Here is a 15,830-nt window from a genome sequence, read left to right on the forward strand (position 1 = left end):
AGGGCGCAACCGGTTTCAGGCTTGCTGTTCCTCAGCATCGCCCGGCGCATCCAGAAACTCTGCCCACAACTCGGCATCCAGTCCGTTCACAAACGGCTCGAACTCATCTGTCACCGCCTGCCAGCCCCCGACCGAGGCGGCATTGACCGGCTTGCGCGCCTGTAGGTTACTGGCCGTCTTAATCGCGTTCGGGGACTTGTCCGGTGACAGCATCGCGTCCTCAAAGGACAGATCGCAAATCTGAGCCAGTTCTTTTGCGGTTTCTTCCAGATTGCCTACCAACGTCTCGTACCGAACGTCGTGAATGCGCCCGGGCAGTACCTTGTGCCAGTGCCGCATATAGCGCTGATACCGGTTGGCCTCGGCCGCCATCCAGTCCAGGTCATGGGTGAAATACAACCCGCCCGCGCCAAAATTCGCGCGCCACATGGACAGCGCGACATCGCGCGGGTCTCGCAGCACGTTAAAAATCACGGCATTGGGGAAAGCTTGCGCAATCTCACCCAAAAAAGCGTAGTTGCCCGGTGCTTTGTCCACAAAAGCCACTGCGCCATTTGTCAACGAAGGCAGCTTACCCGTGTAGAAATCGGCCAGATTATGAGCCTCGCGCCATTCGGGTGGTTGCGCTTCGGCCTGTCTGGCCCATTGGTGTACTGATGCCAGCTCACCCAAACCCTGAACAGCAGAGTGACGGCCCAGAATACGCTCGACCAGCGTGGTGCCCGACCGGGGTAGACCAACCACAAAAATCGGCCGGGTACTGCCCTTGGATGGTTTGGGCTGGGCAGCGGGCAATGGCGCAGCCAGCCGTTTATCGCATTCCTGCACGCTGCGTTCTTCCCAAGAGTCAAACCCCGCACGCTGCATCAAATGAGCCTCAGACAGGTGCTGCATTTCAAGCGGTGTGTTCTTTTCGCGGCGTGCCAGGCTGGCCGCAGCAAAGCATACCATCACAGCATCCTTAGGGTTTGGCACGCCGCGCTCCAGCGCAGCTGCGATCTGCGTCTTCAGCGTTGCGGCATCCTCGAAGGTCAGGTTGGGCAACCCCGCCATCATCTCAAGCGCCTCGGGGTGACCAGGCGCTTGCACCAGGGCTGTGCGTAGGTTCTTTAACACCTCGCCAAGCTGGCCCAAACCCAACTGAGATCTGGCAAGACGCAACAGGCCGGGAAGAAACCGCGGGTTTTTTCGAACCAGCGTATTCAACATGTCTACAGCACTATCCCATTGCTGCAACGCGTCCAGAATGTCCGCCTTCAGAATTTGCGCATTCACATTGGCGGGTTCGCGCTTCAGGACTTGTTCGATGGCTACAAGGGCCATTTCCGCTTCTTGCTCTTGCAGCAGGGCCAACGCCTGAATGAACAGCTGCGCCGGGCTGAGAGGACCACGTGCGCTGATTTTTTCCAGAAACTTCAAGGCAGCAGCCGGTTCGCCGCCTTGAATCAAGCTCAGGCCATAGTTCTGGATCAGTTCGGCATTGCCGGGGTCCAGCCGCCAAGCGCGTTCAAAATAAATCTGGGCCTGCTTGAAGTTCTGCTGCTGAATTGCGCACAGACCGGCAATTCGGGGCAACGCCGCAGCCTTAGGCCATTTCTTGGCCGCCTTGGTGGCGCGTTTAAAGGCCTGATCCAGCCGACCAGCCTGGAGAAGCGCGCTGATATTGGTGATCTCGGCCCTCAACTGGTCTGCTTTTCTTTGCATTTGCACGCCTTCTCCTGTTTCGCGCACCCGCGCAGCCTTGCTTTGTGCTAGTTGAAAATTACCTGAGGGTCTATATGCGATCAGGTACCAGACCGGGCGCGGACTTGACATTACGACCCAACGCCCTCTGGTACTTTCTGCACAAGCAGCGTAAAAGGAGTGCTGCGCGAAACATTTGGAGCCTCGCATCCATGAAAGAACATCGTGGCCGTCTGACCAAGGATGGCATCCGCATCTATGAACAGGGTGACTTTGCCGGCATGCACGCGGCAGGGGCACTGGCGGCGCGGATACTCGACGATATTGCGGATCATGTCTTTCCCGGCCAAACAACCGGTGAGATCGACCGCCTGATCACTCAGATGGTCGAGGATGCAGGCGCAACGTCGGCCACCATAGGCTACAAGGGCTATCAGCACGCAAGCTGTATCAGCGTGAATCATGTGGTCTGCCACGGCATCCCAGGCGACAAGCGCCTGAAGGATGGCGACATCCTGAATATCGACGTTACCGTCATCGTTGACGGCTGGTTCGGCGATACTTCGCGCATGTTCGTGGCCGGTAAACTGCCCCGCAAGGCAGAGCGTCTGATTCAGGTGACCCATGATGCGCTGTTCAAAGGCATTGAGATGGTCAAGCCGGGCAACACCTTCGGCGATATCGGCCACGCGATTCAGGCTTATGTCGAGGCGCACCGGATGAGCGTTGTCCGCGATTTCTGTGGCCACGGGTTGGGTCGTGTGTTCCACGCCCCGCCCAACGTGCTGCACTATGGCCGTCCGGGGACCGGAGCGAAGCTGGAAGAAGGCATGTTCTTCACCATCGAGCCGATGGTCAATCTGGGCCGCCCCGAGACCAAAACGCTGGCCGATGACTGGACCGCCGTGACCCGTGACAAGTCACTGTCGGCGCAGTTCGAACATTCGGTGGGTGTCACGGCAGATGGGGTTGAAATCTTTACCCTGTCACCGGGCAACAAGTTTCACCCAACCTATTCGTCCTGATTGACGGCCTGATCTCGCAATAGCTTCAGCAGCAATGTCTCATCCCGCCACGGCGTCACTGCGTCGTGGATGAATACCGGTGCGCGCATGGGATTGCGTTCGGGGCCGGTAGTCGATTCCGTATCCTTTGAAAGGGTCCAGATCGGGGGATTTAAGGTACGGTCCATGCCCCGAATGCTAGCACGTCCGGGTCAGATTCCCAAAAGCGTCGGGACCTCGGCCATATCGGTAAAGACTTCGGCCCCAAGTTCCGCCAGCTTCTCGCCCTGCCCATGCGGCGCGTAGGCCAGACAGCGCATGCCCGCGCGTTTGGCTGCCATTACGCCGTTCTGGCTGTCTTCGATCACCACTGGTGCGGTGGCCCCGAATTGATCGGCGGCCGTCTGGAACATGACCGGATCAGGCTTGGCGGTTCCCAAGACATGGGCGGAGTACATTGCGCCGCTAAAACGCTCCCACAAACCGTTCTGGCCCAGAGTGATCTGCATTTTGTCGGGACTTCCATTTGACGCCACACAGAAGGGGATGCCCTTAGCATCCAGCGCGGTCAGCAGTTCCGGAATACCGGAAACCAGTTCCACGCCCTGCCGCAAACGATCATAGGTTTCTGCATAAACCTCATCGACCCAATCATCGGGCAGGTTTGCACCCAGCGCGCTGGCCTTGTCGCGCACTCCGGTCATTGTACCCCCAAGAAAGAACGCAACACTGTCTTCCAGCGTCAAGTTCAACCCATACCGTCCAAGATTGTCGACCAGCACCTGATTGGACAGCGGTTCACTGTCCACAAGAACACCGTCGCAATCGAAAATGACCAGATCGTGCATGCCTGCCCTCGTTGTTTTGCACTGTGCCTAACCAACCGTGCGCGCAGGTGCAAACCGGGTGTCAGCAGAACCTTGCCCGCAGGGTTTCAGCCTGAAACATTTCGCCACATCAACGAGATATGCGTGTCACCGTATTTCCGGCTGTCCTGCAGGTCGAACCCCTGCGGCGCTGCCATGGGGCTGTTTTCCTCCCACACGATCAGCGCGTCGTCGGCGATCCAGCCATGGGACAGGGCAGCGATGGCCTTTTGCCCCATGGATTTTCCATAAGGCGGATCCAGAAAGATCAGATCATAGGGCGCGCCTGAATTTTCGCCCAGCCGCGTGGCGTCCCGGCGGATCAAGGTTGTGCGATCGGCGCTGCGGGTCAGGTCGATATTCTTGCGGATCAGCCCCTGCGCCACCCGCCCGTCATCCACAAAGGTCACCTGTGCAGCGCCACGCGACAGCGCCTCAAGCCCCAGCGCGCCGGTTCCGGCAAACAGGTCCAGAACGCGCAGCCCGTCAAAGTCGATTTGATGACCCAACACGTTGAACAGGCTTTCGCGCACCCGGTCGGTGGTGGGGCGCAAATGAGCGCCCGCATCCCCTTTGCCGACCGACGCCAAGGCCCGGCCCCGGAACTCTCCGGCGATGATCCTCACGCCTTGAGCAGCGGTTTCAGATCCGCGTCCGGGTCGGCGACCACGGCCGGATCAGCGGTTTTGCCCGCCTCAATCAGACGCTTGCCAACCATATAAGCGCGAGGATCATTCATCGCGTCAACGGCGATCAGCTGATCGCCGTTGTAGTACCAGAAGGACACGGTCTGACCGTCACCCTGACGGGTCACCACGCGGTCATAGCCGGTGTTCAGGCCCGCGATCTGCAGTTTGACGTCATACTGATCCGACCAGAACCACGGTGTCGCCACATAGTCCTTGGCTGCGCCCAGCATGTTTTGGGCTACGATCTCGGCCTGATCAATCGCGTTCGGCACGCTTTCCAGACGAATACGGGCATCGCCATGTGGGAAGGACGCGCAGTCGCCCGCCGCCCAGATCGCCGGATCAGAGGTTCGACCATGCGCATCGGTCTTAATGCCGTTCTCCAACTCAAGCCCTGCGATCTCGGCCAGTTGAGTAGATGGGACGATGCCGACACCGACAACAACAAAATCGACCTCGATCTCGGTGCCGTCGGTCAGAACCGCACCAACCACCTTGCCGTTGTCGCCCACCAGACGATCCAGCCCGACACCTTCGCGGATATCGGCGCCATATTCACTGTGCAATGCGCGGAAGTAATCGCTGGTCTCGGGCGCGGCCACCCGTTGCAGGATGCGGTCGGCCATCTCGACCAAAGTCACCTTGACCCCGCGCTTGGCGCAGACTGCCGCGGCCTCAAGCCCGATATAGCCGCCGCCCACGATCAGGGCGCGCGCGCCGTCTTTCACGCGGGGCTCCATCTCGTCGATATGGGCCAGATCGCGTACTACGTGGACACCTTCAAGATCACCGCCAATCGCGGCAGGCAGGTAGCGCGGGTCCGACCCGGTGGTCAGGGCCAGTTCGTCATATGCGATGACCTCATCCCCTACGGTCACGGTTTTGGCCTGCGGATCAATCGCCGTCACGCGTTGACCCAAACGTAGGGTAATATTGTTCTCGGCATAGAAACTTTCGGGCCGCAGGAACAGGCGCTCCAGCTCCATTTCACCCAGCAGATAAGCCTTGGACAGCGGCGGGCGCTGATAAGGCAGATGCGGCTCGGCCCCGATCAGAGTGACGTCCCCTTCGAACCCGTCTTTGCGCAGCCTGGCAACAAGCGACGACCCCGCCTGCCCGGCACCGATGACGACAATATGGCTCATGTTCCTCCCACCGCGTCGAATTCCCGTGGTCTCATCCACTCGACCACCTATATTGCGGCTGAGCCCGACTCTGCAAATCCAAACGACAGGAGCTTAAAAAATGATTTCAACAGGTGAGACACTGCCCGACGCCACACTGACGCAACTGGGCGCAGACGGCCCCGAAGAGGTGCGGATTTCAGACAAAACCAAAGGGCGCAAAGTGGTGATCTTTGCGGTGCCCGGAGCATACACGCCGACCTGCAGTTCGGCCCATGTGCCCAGCTTCATTCGCACCAAAGACCAGTTTACCGCCAATGGCGTGGATGAGATCATCTGCGTTTCGGTAAACGACCCGTTTGTTATGAAAGCCTGGGGCGAGGCCACAGGCGCGGCCGATGCAGGCCTGACCATGCTGGGCGATGCCTCAGCCGAATTCACCAAGGCCATTGGCATGGAATTCGACGCCCCGCCCGCCGGACTGTATGCCCGTTCCAAACGCTATGCCATGCTGGTCGAAGACGGCAAGGTCACTGCGCTGAACCTGGAAGAAAGCCCCGGCACCTGCGAGATTTCGGCAGGCGAAACTTTGCTGGACGCGATCTGATCCTGCGCGCGGCCCTGGGTCACCTCGGGGCCGCAAACGCATTTAACTTGATGCAACGCCCTGATCAGCCAATAGTTGTGGCATACAATCAGGGAGTTCATTGATGAAACTGAAAGTATTCACTCTATTACTGGGCACAGCGGGGGCATTGGCCGCCTGCGGCCCGGCACCCACCCCTCAGCAACAGGCGGCGCGGCAGCATGAAATCGCATGTCTCAGCGGATCACTGGGCGGTGCATTGATCGGCGGCGCGATCGGCAACCAATTCGGTGGTGGATCAGGTAAATCCATCCTGACTGCGGCAGGCGCAGCCGCAGGCGCGATTGAAGGCAACAGATACGCATGCTGAGGAGAGCCGAGATGACACGTGGAATTTTGATTGCTGCGGCCCTTATACTGGCCGGTGCGGCCACAGCCGAGACCGTGGGCGAGTTGCATGAAAACGAACTGAAGGCCATCGACAAGAACAATGACGGCTTCTTGTCCCGTGATGAGTTCGATGCCTTTTCCGATTATGCCTTTCAGGAAATGGATGACGACAAGAACGGCACGCTGGGATTGGACGAAGCCAAGCCGTTTCTGGACATAAAACAGTTTCAGGACGTTGACCGCGATAATGACGACTTTATCTCTCGGGCGGAATACGACGCGCAGATGAACGACGATTTCAACGCGGCGGATAAGAACGGCAACGGTCAACTGGACTAGCAACAGGAGCGCACGATGAACAAATGGATCCGTTTGGGTGCGCTTTTACTGGTGGCGGCCTGCGATGTACCGCAGGCGCCGGTTGTGAACGGACCGGACGGGCAGACATTTATCCAGATCAACACTTCCGGGCTGACCTGCTATAACACCAAATGTCTGGATATTAATCCGGCAGCCCGCAGTGTGCGCCAAATCGGCAATCGGACGACGCAAATTCCTGGCAATATCAACGTCAGCGACGGAACCGTGACACCTGATGAGTTCCGGCAATTGGGTATTGCTGCATCCCTGGCCGGCGGAGAAGGCTCGCGGAGCGACAGAGGCTAAACCAGGCTGTCCATCTTGCGCGCCAGCTTTGCATCCAGCGCCGAAATGCCACCGACATCATGGGTGGCCAGCGTCACCTCGACTGTGCGGTAGACGTTGGACCATTCGGGGTGGTGATTCCACTTTTCGGCAAAAATCGCCACCTGCGTCATCCAGCCAAAGGCATGCACGAAATCTTCGAAGATAAAGGTCTTGGTGATCGCATCCCGGTCTTCGACCATGGTCCAGCCGTTGTTGAACAGCGGGTCCAGAAGCGGTCCGCGGGTCTCGGGCGACAGTAGTTCGGTCATTGCTGTTCCTCCGGGTTCGATTTCCTGAACGGGCCGTATTCCGTCAGAATCTCAATCTCTTGTCCCACTGCGTGGGCCTCGGCGTCCAGATATTTCTTGATCGCATCGGCAAAGCCGGGGTCGGCGACCCAATGCAAGCTATGCGTGCGCATAGGCATATAGCCCCGCGCCAGCTTGTGTTCGCCTTGCGCGCCGGCCTCAACACGGGCCAATCCTTCGGCAATGGCAAAGTCGATCGCCCTATAGTAGCACAATTCAAAATGCAGGCAGGGGTGATGTTCGACGCAGCCCCAATAGCGGCCATAAAGCGTTTCGCGTCCAATGAAATTCAGTGCCCCGGCAATCGGATAGCCATTGCGTTCCGCCAGAACCAACGCCATATCATCCGCCATGGTTTCCTGAGCGATATCAAAGAATTGTCGCGTCAGGTAAGGCGATCCCCACTTCCGCGCGCCGGTATCCTGATAGAACCGCCAGAAGGCATCCCAATGTTCAGGGCGTAGATCATCACCGGAATAGGTGTGAATTTCTCCGCCAAATTCGCAGGCCTGCGCGCGTTCCTTACGGATATTCTTGCGCTTGCGCGAGGACAGCGCGGCCAGAAACCCATCAAAATCCGCATATTGGTCGTTAAGCCAGTGAAACTGCTGTGATTGACGCAGCAACAGACCCATCTGTTCGCCCGCCAGCGCTTCGTCCTCGGTGCAGAACGTGGCGTGGACCGAAGACACCCGGTTATCGGCTGCAATCTGCACGGCTCCTTGCACCAGGGCCGACATACCCGGAACCTCGTACCCCGGTCGCACCAGAAACCGCCGCCCGGTGGCCGGAGTGAACGGTACCGCGATCTGCAGTTTGGGGTAATACCGCCCGCCTGCGTTTTCATAAGCATGGGCCCAGCTGTGGTCGAAGATGTATTCGCCTTGACTGTGCGATTTGGCATACATCGGCGCGGCCGCGATCAGCATCCCATCCAGATATGCGGTCAGGTATTGAGGCTGCCAGCCAGTGCCCGCCCCAACCGAACCGCTGTTTTCCAGCGCCAGCAGGAATCGATGCGTGGTAAAGGGATCAAGCGGCCGCCCGCCATCGGCGGCCTCGGGGCAGGCGCAGGCATCCCATTCGGTCGCAGAAATCTGCGAAAGCGATCTCAGAACCTGAACTTCGATTTGCGCCTGATCCATGTGCCCTCCGCGTCTGATCTTTATCTGTGACACCGAGGGGCAGGTTCAACCCGGATGTGGCGCCAAATACCCTTCGAAGGTCACGTTATCGGCAACCCTTCGGGCCTGAGCCTCTTGCTCGGCCGAGCGTACGGTCCAACACAGAACCGGCACGCCGCGCGCTTTCAATTCGGCCACGCGGGGGCGGGACAGATCGGCGACCTCATGGCTGATAAAGCTGGCACCGACCCTGTCAAAATCGGGTATGTCGCGCAGGTGATCGCAGACCTTCTGCGGCAACAGCTCGACCTTGGGCTGGTAAGAACAAGTCACCAACCCGCGCGGCAGATGGGGGGCAAGACGCGCCAGTTCGGCCACGCTGTTGGGATTGAAAGACATCAAGGCCACTGGCCCGTCATAACCCTGCAAGGCCCGTACCGCGTCGGCCTCAAGTGATCCGACATTGGGACCCATCGCGCCGTCCTGATCCTTGAACTCGATCAGCAAGGGAACCTTGCCGTCCACCTGTGCAAGCACGTCGTCCAGCGTCGGAATACCATCATCAGCATGCAGCAGCTGCGTCGCCTGCGCCTGTGTCGCCGTCACCTGCTGAATAGGGCCGGGCTGCCCGGTCAGGCGTGTCATGTCGTAATCATGAAACACTATTGCCCGGCTGTCCGAGGTTCGCTGCAAATCAATCTCGATCCCGTACCCGGCCTCGACAGCCGCACGGATGGCCGCCCGGCTGTTTTCCGGGCGGTTATCCGAAAGGTCATGCAGCGCCCGATGCGCAATCGGGGCCTGCAGGAAAACTGACGGCAAGGTCGGTGTCATTGAACCTCGAAAATACCTTCGATTTCGACGGCCACGCCCAGCGGCAGTGCCGCGGCGCTGACGGCCGAGCGGGAATGACGGCCAGCCTCGCCCAGCGCCTCGACCAGGAAATCCGACGCTCCGTTGATCACCTGGGGCTGTGCTGTGAAATCGGCGGTCGAGTTCACGAAACCGGTCAGCTTGATCACTTTCACCAGCTTGTCGATGTCACCGCCACAGGCTGCCTTGACCTGCGCCAGCAGATTGATGGCGCAAACCTTTGCCGCCGCGGCACCGGCTTCGATTTCCATGTCATCGCCCAGCTTGCCGGTGATCAGATCGTCATCCTTGGAAATCTGGCCCGAGACATAGACGATGTTGCCCACCCGAACGAAGGGTACATAGTTCGCCGCCGGCGCAGGCGCGTCCGGCAGGTTGACGCCCAGGCTTTCCAGTTTTGCTGCGATGCTCATGAAGTTTCCTCCCAATCTTTGAGTCGGGGCGAAGCTAACCGGGAAGACCGGGATCGGAAAGTACGAAAACGGGGATAGACGACCCAGAGCGGTCAGCGTAACTCTTCCTATGCCGAACAGTTGAACCTGTACCACTTTACGTAAGTACGTCGCACAGGTTAAACGCTTTTTGTTTCATACTGGTTGCGAAACGTATATGTGACATCGGATTGGGCCATGCTATGTGGCCACGGGCAGTATTGATTGACAGTTCGGGCGTGTGGAACCCGAACGTTTAGGAGTGGCAAAGACCGTGTTGAGCAGACCCCGCCTGAAGCACCTTATCGTCATGTCCGTGATGGCATTCCTTAGCGCCTGCGCCACGCGACCGCCGGAGGGGACCCCGTCGAATGAGGTGTTCGATCCCTATGAGAACACCAACCGGGGCATTCACAAATTCAACTTGGGCGTTGACCGGTTTCTGTTCCGTCCGGCCTCGAAAGGCTATGTCAAGATCGTACCCGATCCGATGGTGACAAGCTTTAACCATTTCGCTGAAAACCTGACGATGCCCGGGCAGGCGCTGGACTACCTGTTGCAAGGCAATGTCAAACAATCCGGCAACGCTTTGCTGCGCTTTGTGGTCAATACCACTGTGGGCGGCTTGGGCCTGTCTGACCCCGCTGCCGAGTTGAACCTGCCGCCGGTGGATACAGATTTCGGCGAGACCCTGCATGTTTGGGGCGTTGGCGAGGGCGCTTATGTCGAGCTGCCTTTCTATGGCCCGTCAACCCAACGGGATGCGATTGGTGTTGTGGTCAATCTATTCTCGAATCCGATCAATTTCACACCGGTCCGTCCGGTGGACAATATCGGCGTATATGCCGAGGTCGTCCGCCGCATGGGTGATCGGGGCCGGTTCTCGGATACGGTGGATTCAATCCTGTATGAAAGCGCCGACAGCTATGCGCAGGCACAGACAATTTACATCCAAAACCGCCGCTTTGAACTGGCACGCGACGATGAGGACGCCTATCTGGGTTTGTATGATGACCCTTATGCAGATATCGGGACTGACCCAGTCAGGGACCCCTACCTAGACCCCTACGAGGACCCCTATGCCGAATAACCATCTGAACCGACGCGGTTTTATCGCCACTGGCCTGGCCAGTGCGATGCTGACCGCCCTGCCCGCCTTTGCCCAGACCGAAGCCAGCGCCAAGGCACTGGTTGTCAGTGTCGTGGACGATATCAACCGCGTGATCGCCTCGGGCAAATCCGAAAAGGCGATGATCCGCGATTTTGAAAAGATCTTCGTGCAATATGCCGATGTGCCGATCATGGCGCGCTATGTGCTGGGGGCAGATGGCCGCTCAGCAAGCCCCTCGCAGATCAAGCAATTCACCAAAGCGTTTCAGGGCTATATTTCCAACAAATATGGCCGCCGCTTCCGCGAGTTCATTGGTGGCCAAGTCACAGTTCGCAATGCCCGCAAAATCAAGGCGGGCTACGAGGTGCGCACCTCGGTCAAGTTGCAGGGGTCTTCCCCGTTTGAGGTGACATTCCTGGTGTCGGACAAATCGGGCCGCGACAAGTTCTTCAACATGTTCATCGAAGGGGTGAACATGCTGCTGACCGAACGGACCGAGGTCGGCGCCATGCTGGATGCGCGTGGGGGCGATCTGAACCGCCTGATCAAGGATATGAGCCGAAACAAGCTCAGCTGATCCGGTTCACAAATGAAAAAGCGCCGCGCGATTGGTTTCGCGCGGCGCTTTTTTGGTTTTAGTTCAGGCGTTCGCCAGTTTCCTTGGCGAAATAGGACACCTTGCTCATGTCAAAGGCCAGGTTCAACATCTTGCCCGCCTGCGCACTGGTTTCCGCGTGCAGCCGCGCAGTGACCTGTTTGCCGCCCAGTTCCGAGACCACATAAGTATCAGCCCCCGCCGGTTCGACCATGTCGACCATACAGGAGGCCTCTTGCACACCATCACCGGCACGGAACCCGGCCTCGGCAATGTCTTCGGGGCGCAGGCCCAGAATCACATCCTCGGGCAGTGACAGATCGCGGGCATCGTTCAGAACCAGTGTCTCGCCCGTTTCACGTGCAATGGCGATCTGCGTGCCCGGGCCGGTCTTGGACGCTTGCGCCGGGATCAGGTTCATCGCCGGTGAGCCCATGAAATCAGCCACAAACAGGTTGGCCGGGTTGTTGTAGATTTCAGCCGGGCTGCCGATCTGCTGCACGATTCCACCTTTGAGAACCACGATCTTGGTCGCCAGCGTCATCGCCTCGATCTGGTCATGGGTCACGTAGACGATCGAGGCATCCAGCGTCTGATGCAGTTTCTTGATCTCGGTTCGCATCTCGACCCGCAGCTTCGCGTCAAGGTTCGACAGCGGCTCGTCAAACAGAAACAGTTTGGGATCGCGCACCAGTGCCCGGCCCATCGCCACCCGCTGACGCTGACCGCCTGACAATTGGCTGGGGCGGCGGTTCAGCAGCGGCTCGATCTGCAGCAACGAGGCAACCTCGTTCAGCTTGGCCTCCTGCGTCGCCTGATCGACCCCGCGTACCTTCATGCCAAAGGTGATGTTCTTGGCCACGGACATTGTCGGGTACAGGGCGTAGGACTGGAACACCATCGCGATGTCGCGATCCTTGGGGCTGACATGGGTCATGTCCTTGCCCCCGATGGACAGCGTGCCGCCGGTAATTTCCTCCAGCCCCGCAATACAGTTCAGCAGGGTGGACTTGCCGCAACCCGAGGGGCCGACCAACACCAGGAAATCACCCGGTTCGATCGAAATGTTGATGTCCTTCAGAACCTCGGTTGCGCCGTAATTCTTGTACAGATTGTTGATATCGAGGATGGGAGCCATGGGTTATCCCTTCACTGAGCCAGCGGTCAGACCGCGGATGAAATACTTACCGGCGACGACATAAACGAGCAGCGTCGGTAGCCCCGCGATGATCGCGGCGGCCATGTCGACGTTGTACTCTTTGACGCCGGTGGTGGAGTTTACGATGTTGTTGAGCGCCACGGTCACGGGCTGCGTTCCCGCCTGGCTGAACGACACGCCGAACAGGAAGTCGTTCCAGATCTGCGTGAACTGCCAGATCACGGTCACCACGATGATGGGCAGCGACAGCGGCAGGAAGATCGACCAGAATATCCGCAGGAATCCGGCCCCATCGACCCGTGCCGCCTTGGTCAGCTCGGCCGGAATGGTGACATAGTAATTGCGGAAAAACAGTGTGGTGAAACCGAGGCCATAGATCACGTGGACGAAGATCAGACCCGGAATGGTCCCGGCGATCCCCATCATGCCCAGCAGCCGCGCCATCGGCAGCAGCACAACCTGAAACGGGATGAAGCAACCAAACAGCATCAGCGAGAAGATGATATTAGCGCCTTTGAACCGCCATTGCGCCACGACATAGCCATTCAGCGCGCCCAGCAGGGTCGAAAGGGCCACCGCAGGCACCGCGATCAGGACCGAGTTCCAGAAGTAAGGCCGCAGCCCTTCACACTGGATACCGGTGCAAGCCCCGGACCACGCGGTTTTCCAGGCGTCAAAGCTGACCTCACGCGGCAGCGAGATCAGGCTGCCTGTGCGAATTTCCTCAAGGCTTTTAAGCGACGTGGTCAACATCACGAAAAGCGGCATCAGGTAATACAGCGCGAACAGGCCCAGCAGGACATACAGCAACCAGCGCAAGGCAATTTTGCCGGTTGCGCTTTGCGTGCGGGTTTGGGTTTGGGGCATCGACAGATCAGTCATTTTTAGCCCTCAGCTCTGAGTAAAGATAGGGAACCACGATGGCAAAGACGACCAGCATCATGATCATCGCGGAAGAGGCCGCCTGACCGATATCGCCGCGCGAAAACGCCATGGCATACATGTAGGTGGCTGGCAGATCGGTCGCGTAGCCCGGACCGCCACCCGTCAGGGCGATGACAAGGTCAAAGCTTTTGATCGCAAGGTGGGCCAGCACGATGAAGGCAGACAGGAAGATCGGGGCCATCGACGGGATGATGATCGCCGTATAGATGCGCCACGTGGGGATACCATCGACCTGCGCGGCCTTGATGATTTCGCCATCCACCGAACGCAGACCGGCGAGGAACAGCGCCATAACAAAGCCCGAGCTCTGCCAGATTGCGGCGATTACGATGGTGTAGATCGCGTAATCCGGGTTCACCAGCCAATCGAACTCGAAATTCGGGAAACCCCAGCCCTGCACCATGGATTCAATACCCAGACCCGGGTTCAGTATCCATTTCCACGCGGTACCGGTCACAATCATCGACAGTGCCATCGGGTACAGGTAAATTGTGCGGATGGCTCCTTCGACGCGGATCTTCTGATCCAGCAGGATGGCCAGCAGCAGACCCAGTACCATCGCGATCACGATGAACAGAGCACCGAAGATGTAAAGGTTGTTGATTGCCGTATCCCAGCGGGGTGAATCAAACAGGCGCTCATATTGGATGAACCCGTTGATCTCATATTTCGGCAGTAGTTTAGATCGTGTCAGCGACACCCATGCGGTCCATCCGATAAATCCGTAAACAAAGATCAATACGGCGATGAACGACGGTGCCAGCACCACCTTGGGCAGGTGGTTTTCCAGCCATTCGGACATTTTAGCCTCCGGGGAAAGATGCTCTGCCCCGCATTATAGGGGGCAGAGCGTATTGGATCAGTAGCTGTTCGCCACCGCGTCCGCCAGTTGCTGAACCGCGTCAGCCGAGGACATATCCGAGTTAAAATGCGCGGTCACAACGTCGGTGATCGCACCGGACTGCGACCCGCGCAGCGCCATGCCATGGGCATAGGACGGCAACAGCGACCCAGCGTCCGAGGTCGAGCCCATGTCTTCAGCCGACAGGTTGGCGCAGATGTCAAAATCATCCAGCGCGACGTCGGTGCGGGCAGGGATCGAGCCTTTGTTCAGATTGAACACCTTCTGGAAGTTCGGCGCCACGATCAGCTTGGCCAACAGGTCTTGACCGGCTTTCTTGTCATCTCCGTCCACGTCGAACATGGCAAAGCTGTCAACGTTGTACAGATAGCCGTCGCCGGGGGTCGAGGCGCACAGGAAATCTTCACCGGGCTTCTTGCCGGCCGCCAGGAACTCACCCTTGGCCCAGTCACCCATGATCTGGAAGGCTGCTTCGCCGTTCATGACCATCGCTGTTGCAAGGTTCCAGTCGCGGCCCGAGAAGTTCTCGTCGACATAGCCGCGCAGGGTACGCATCTGATCAAAGACCTGAACCATCGTGTCCGAGGTCAGCGCCTCGGGGTCCAGATCGACCAGCGCTTTCTGGAAGAACTCGGGCCCGCCGATACCCAGAACCACAGTTTCAAAGACGGTCGCGTCCTGCCATGACTGACCACCATGGGCCAGCGGGATCACACCGGCAGCCTGCAGCTTATCAGCAGCAGCGTTGAACTCGTCCCAGGTGGTCGGCATTTCGATGCCATTTGCGGCCAGAACATCAGCATTGGCCCAGATCCAGTCTACGCGATGTACGTTCACTGGTGCGGCGCACCATGTGCCCTCGCACTTCATGTGACCTGCGATGGATGCGGGCAGCACATCCGCCCAGCCTTCGGCGTCGGCCACGGATGAGATATCGGCCAGAACGCCCTCTTCGTACCATTCCTGAATTGCGGGGCCTTTCAGCTGAACTGCGGTCGGCGCGTTTCCGGCCAGCACCCGGGCACGCAACGCGGTCATGGCCGCGTCACCGCCACCACCTGCAACCGGCATATCGGTCCAGGTTCCGCCATTCGACGCGAACTCTTCCTGCAGTACGGCGACCGACTTGGCCTCACCACCCGACGTCCACCAATGCAGAACCTCGGCCTGCGGCTCGGCCAGAACCGACGACCCGGCCACAACGGCCAATGTCGAAACGGTGGCGAATGCAAAATGCTTCATTGTCTGTCTCCTCCCTAGAGAACTTAGTGACTGCTGATGCAGCGATGCCCGTTATTCTGAGACCAGTTCGTCATCTGGCAACGCTGAATCCGCGCCAAAGCCCGGCAACCACCCAAAAATTCACTGCTTTTGTTACAGCGTGTTACGTTGA

At 58.7% G+C, this 15,830-nt stretch carries 20 protein-coding genes; 7 read left to right on the top strand and 13 right to left on the bottom strand.

Translation table 11 applies throughout. The features are described 5' to 3' along the window. Positions 1–15: 15 nt before the first annotated feature. A complete protein-coding gene (locus ACR0LY_RS10015) occupies positions 16–1,704 on the bottom strand; it encodes a tetratricopeptide repeat-containing sulfotransferase family protein (protein WP_170349767.1) in 1,689 nt (562 codons plus the stop codon). Between the two features lie 191 nt (positions 1,705–1,895). Here ACR0LY_RS10015 and map point away from each other — a divergent pair, with 191 nt between their 5' ends. Next, positions 1,896–2,708 carry a type I methionyl aminopeptidase gene (gene map / locus ACR0LY_RS10020; RefSeq protein ID WP_170349766.1) on the top strand — a complete coding sequence of 271 codons (813 nt, stop codon included), beginning with the start codon at positions 1,896–1,898 and terminating at the stop codon, positions 2,706–2,708. On the opposite strand, the gene ACR0LY_RS10025 is transcribed toward map, so the two are convergent. The 4 genes from ACR0LY_RS10025 to ACR0LY_RS10040 all read right to left on the bottom strand — a co-directional run bounded on the left by ACR0LY_RS10025 (position 2,696) and on the right by ACR0LY_RS10040 (position 5,387). Further along, positions 2,696–2,875, bottom strand: a complete 180-nt coding sequence (locus ACR0LY_RS10025; RefSeq protein WP_170349765.1) for a hypothetical protein — start codon at positions 2,873–2,875, stop codon at positions 2,696–2,698. The genes map and ACR0LY_RS10025 overlap by 13 nt on opposite strands. A gap of 24 nt (positions 2,876–2,899) precedes the next feature. Then, entirely contained in the window at positions 2,900–3,535 is a 636-nt protein-coding gene (locus tag ACR0LY_RS10030; RefSeq protein ID WP_170349764.1) for an HAD family hydrolase, read from the bottom strand. Positions 3,536–3,621: 86 nt separating this feature from the next. Then, positions 3,622–4,179 carry a 16S rRNA (guanine(966)-N(2))-methyltransferase RsmD gene (gene rsmD, locus ACR0LY_RS10035; protein WP_170349763.1) on the bottom strand — a complete coding sequence of 186 codons (558 nt, stop codon included), beginning with the start codon at positions 4,177–4,179 and terminating at the stop codon, positions 3,622–3,624. Continuing rightward, a complete protein-coding gene (locus tag ACR0LY_RS10040; protein ID WP_170349762.1) occupies positions 4,176–5,387 on the bottom strand; it encodes an NAD(P)/FAD-dependent oxidoreductase in 1,212 nt (403 codons plus the stop codon). Before ACR0LY_RS10040 ends, rsmD begins: the two co-directional genes overlap by 4 nt. Positions 5,388–5,487: 100 nt before the next feature. Between ACR0LY_RS10040 and ACR0LY_RS10045 the strand changes: the two genes are divergently transcribed. The 4 genes from ACR0LY_RS10045 to ACR0LY_RS10060 all read left to right on the top strand — a co-directional run bounded on the left by ACR0LY_RS10045 (position 5,488) and on the right by ACR0LY_RS10060 (position 7,008). Next, positions 5,488–5,973: a peroxiredoxin gene (locus ACR0LY_RS10045; RefSeq protein WP_170349761.1), complete on the top strand. Its 486-nt coding sequence runs from the start codon at positions 5,488–5,490 to the stop codon at positions 5,971–5,973. A gap of 103 nt (positions 5,974–6,076) precedes the next feature. Then, on the top strand, positions 6,077–6,322 hold the full coding sequence (locus tag ACR0LY_RS10050; protein WP_058282649.1) for a glycine zipper 2TM domain-containing protein: 246 nt from the start codon (positions 6,077–6,079) through the stop codon (positions 6,320–6,322). Between the two features lie 11 nt (positions 6,323–6,333). Continuing rightward, complete coding sequence (locus ACR0LY_RS10055) at positions 6,334–6,681, top strand: EF-hand domain-containing protein (protein WP_226689088.1); 348 nt, start codon at positions 6,334–6,336, stop codon at positions 6,679–6,681. Between the two features lie 15 nt (positions 6,682–6,696). Further along, positions 6,697–7,008, top strand: coding sequence for a hypothetical protein (locus ACR0LY_RS10060; RefSeq protein WP_170349759.1), 312 nt, complete (start codon positions 6,697–6,699; stop codon positions 7,006–7,008). Here ACR0LY_RS10060 and ACR0LY_RS10065 read toward each other — a convergent pair. The 4 genes from ACR0LY_RS10065 to ACR0LY_RS10080 are packed head-to-tail and all read right to left on the bottom strand — an operon-like array spanning position 7,005 to position 9,747. Next, positions 7,005–7,298, bottom strand: coding sequence for a 4a-hydroxytetrahydrobiopterin dehydratase (locus tag ACR0LY_RS10065; protein WP_170349758.1), 294 nt, complete (start codon positions 7,296–7,298; stop codon positions 7,005–7,007). The two genes, ACR0LY_RS10060 and ACR0LY_RS10065, sit on opposite strands and share 4 nt — an antisense overlap. Further along, complete coding sequence (locus ACR0LY_RS10070) at positions 7,295–8,482, bottom strand: GNAT family N-acetyltransferase (RefSeq protein ID WP_170349757.1); 1,188 nt, start codon at positions 8,480–8,482, stop codon at positions 7,295–7,297. Before ACR0LY_RS10070 ends, ACR0LY_RS10065 begins: the two co-directional genes overlap by 4 nt. A 45-nt stretch (positions 8,483–8,527) precedes the next feature. Continuing rightward, the gene (locus tag ACR0LY_RS10075) at positions 8,528–9,295 is read right to left on the bottom strand and encodes a glycerophosphodiester phosphodiesterase family protein (RefSeq protein ID WP_170349756.1); all 768 of its coding nucleotides are present in this window, start codon (positions 9,293–9,295) and stop codon (positions 8,528–8,530) included. Further along, complete coding sequence (locus ACR0LY_RS10080) at positions 9,292–9,747, bottom strand: RidA family protein (RefSeq protein WP_058282655.1); 456 nt, start codon at positions 9,745–9,747, stop codon at positions 9,292–9,294. The genes ACR0LY_RS10075 and ACR0LY_RS10080 overlap by 4 nt, the downstream gene beginning before the upstream one ends. A 328-nt stretch (positions 9,748–10,075) precedes the next feature. Here ACR0LY_RS10080 and ACR0LY_RS10085 point away from each other — a divergent pair, with 328 nt between their 5' ends. Both ACR0LY_RS10085 and ACR0LY_RS10090 read left to right on the top strand, forming a co-directional pair. After that, on the top strand, positions 10,076–10,855 hold the full coding sequence (locus ACR0LY_RS10085; RefSeq protein WP_170349851.1) for an MlaA family lipoprotein: 780 nt from the start codon (positions 10,076–10,078) through the stop codon (positions 10,853–10,855). Next, entirely contained in the window at positions 10,845–11,453 is a 609-nt protein-coding gene (locus tag ACR0LY_RS10090; RefSeq protein ID WP_170349755.1) for an MlaC/ttg2D family ABC transporter substrate-binding protein, read from the top strand. The genes ACR0LY_RS10085 and ACR0LY_RS10090 overlap by 11 nt, the downstream gene beginning before the upstream one ends. A gap of 58 nt (positions 11,454–11,511) precedes the next feature. Here ACR0LY_RS10090 and ACR0LY_RS10095 read toward each other — a convergent pair whose 3' ends face one another. Genes ACR0LY_RS10095 through ACR0LY_RS10110 form a run of 4 tightly spaced genes read right to left on the bottom strand, consistent with a single transcriptional unit; the run spans position 11,512 to position 15,679 of the window. Then, positions 11,512–12,609, bottom strand: a complete 1,098-nt coding sequence (locus ACR0LY_RS10095) for an ABC transporter ATP-binding protein (protein WP_170349754.1) — start codon at positions 12,607–12,609, stop codon at positions 11,512–11,514. Between the two features lie 3 nt (positions 12,610–12,612). Next, the gene (locus ACR0LY_RS10100; protein WP_170349753.1) at positions 12,613–13,512 is read right to left on the bottom strand and encodes a carbohydrate ABC transporter permease; all 900 of its coding nucleotides are present in this window, start codon (positions 13,510–13,512) and stop codon (positions 12,613–12,615) included. Next, entirely contained in the window at positions 13,505–14,377 is an 873-nt protein-coding gene (locus ACR0LY_RS10105) for a carbohydrate ABC transporter permease (protein WP_170349752.1), read from the bottom strand. Before ACR0LY_RS10105 ends, ACR0LY_RS10100 begins: the two co-directional genes overlap by 8 nt. Before the next feature lie 57 nt (positions 14,378–14,434). Then, entirely contained in the window at positions 14,435–15,679 is a 1,245-nt protein-coding gene (locus ACR0LY_RS10110; RefSeq protein WP_170349751.1) for an ABC transporter substrate-binding protein, read from the bottom strand. Between the last annotated feature and the right edge of the window lie 151 nt (positions 15,680–15,830).

The sequence above is a fragment of the Ruegeria sp. BC5 genome (assembly GCF_056539205.1).

Bases quoted from the DNA above. Each gene is read 5' to 3' on its own strand.
- ACR0LY_RS10110 (WP_170349751.1), bottom strand. From the start codon at position 15,679: ATGAAGCATTTTGCATTCGCCACCGTTTCGACATTGGCCGTTGTGGCC.
- ACR0LY_RS10015 (WP_170349767.1), bottom strand. From the start codon at position 1,704: ATGCAAAGAAAAGCAGACCAGTTGAGGGCCGAGATCACCAATATCAGC.
- ACR0LY_RS10085 (WP_170349851.1), top strand. From the start codon at position 10,076: ATGTCCGTGATGGCATTCCTTAGCGCCTGCGCCACGCGACCGCCGGAG.
- ACR0LY_RS10105 (WP_170349752.1), bottom strand. From the start codon at position 14,377: ATGTCCGAATGGCTGGAAAACCACCTGCCCAAGGTGGTGCTGGCACCG.
- ACR0LY_RS10100 (WP_170349753.1), bottom strand. From the start codon at position 13,512: ATGACTGATCTGTCGATGCCCCAAACCCAAACCCGCACGCAAAGCGCA.
- ACR0LY_RS10080 (WP_058282655.1), bottom strand. From the start codon at position 9,747: ATGAGCATCGCAGCAAAACTGGAAAGCCTGGGCGTCAACCTGCCGGAC.
- ACR0LY_RS10070 (WP_170349757.1), bottom strand. From the start codon at position 8,482: ATGGATCAGGCGCAAATCGAAGTTCAGGTTCTGAGATCGCTTTCGCAG.
- ACR0LY_RS10050 (WP_058282649.1), top strand. From the start codon at position 6,077: ATGAAACTGAAAGTATTCACTCTATTACTGGGCACAGCGGGGGCATTG.
- ACR0LY_RS10065 (WP_170349758.1), bottom strand. From the start codon at position 7,298: ATGACCGAACTACTGTCGCCCGAGACCCGCGGACCGCTTCTGGACCCG.
- ACR0LY_RS10040 (WP_170349762.1), bottom strand. From the start codon at position 5,387: ATGAGCCATATTGTCGTCATCGGTGCCGGGCAGGCGGGGTCGTCGCTT.
- ACR0LY_RS10090 (WP_170349755.1), top strand. From the start codon at position 10,845: ATGCCGAATAACCATCTGAACCGACGCGGTTTTATCGCCACTGGCCTG.
- ACR0LY_RS10030 (WP_170349764.1), bottom strand. From the start codon at position 3,535: ATGCACGATCTGGTCATTTTCGATTGCGACGGTGTTCTTGTGGACAGT.
- ACR0LY_RS10060 (WP_170349759.1), top strand. From the start codon at position 6,697: ATGAACAAATGGATCCGTTTGGGTGCGCTTTTACTGGTGGCGGCCTGC.
- map (WP_170349766.1), top strand. From the start codon at position 1,896: ATGAAAGAACATCGTGGCCGTCTGACCAAGGATGGCATCCGCATCTAT.
- ACR0LY_RS10095 (WP_170349754.1), bottom strand. From the start codon at position 12,609: ATGGCTCCCATCCTCGATATCAACAATCTGTACAAGAATTACGGCGCA.
- ACR0LY_RS10045 (WP_170349761.1), top strand. From the start codon at position 5,488: ATGATTTCAACAGGTGAGACACTGCCCGACGCCACACTGACGCAACTG.
- ACR0LY_RS10025 (WP_170349765.1), bottom strand. From the start codon at position 2,875: ATGGACCGTACCTTAAATCCCCCGATCTGGACCCTTTCAAAGGATACG.
- ACR0LY_RS10075 (WP_170349756.1), bottom strand. From the start codon at position 9,295: ATGACACCGACCTTGCCGTCAGTTTTCCTGCAGGCCCCGATTGCGCAT.
- ACR0LY_RS10055 (WP_226689088.1), top strand. From the start codon at position 6,334: ATGACACGTGGAATTTTGATTGCTGCGGCCCTTATACTGGCCGGTGCG.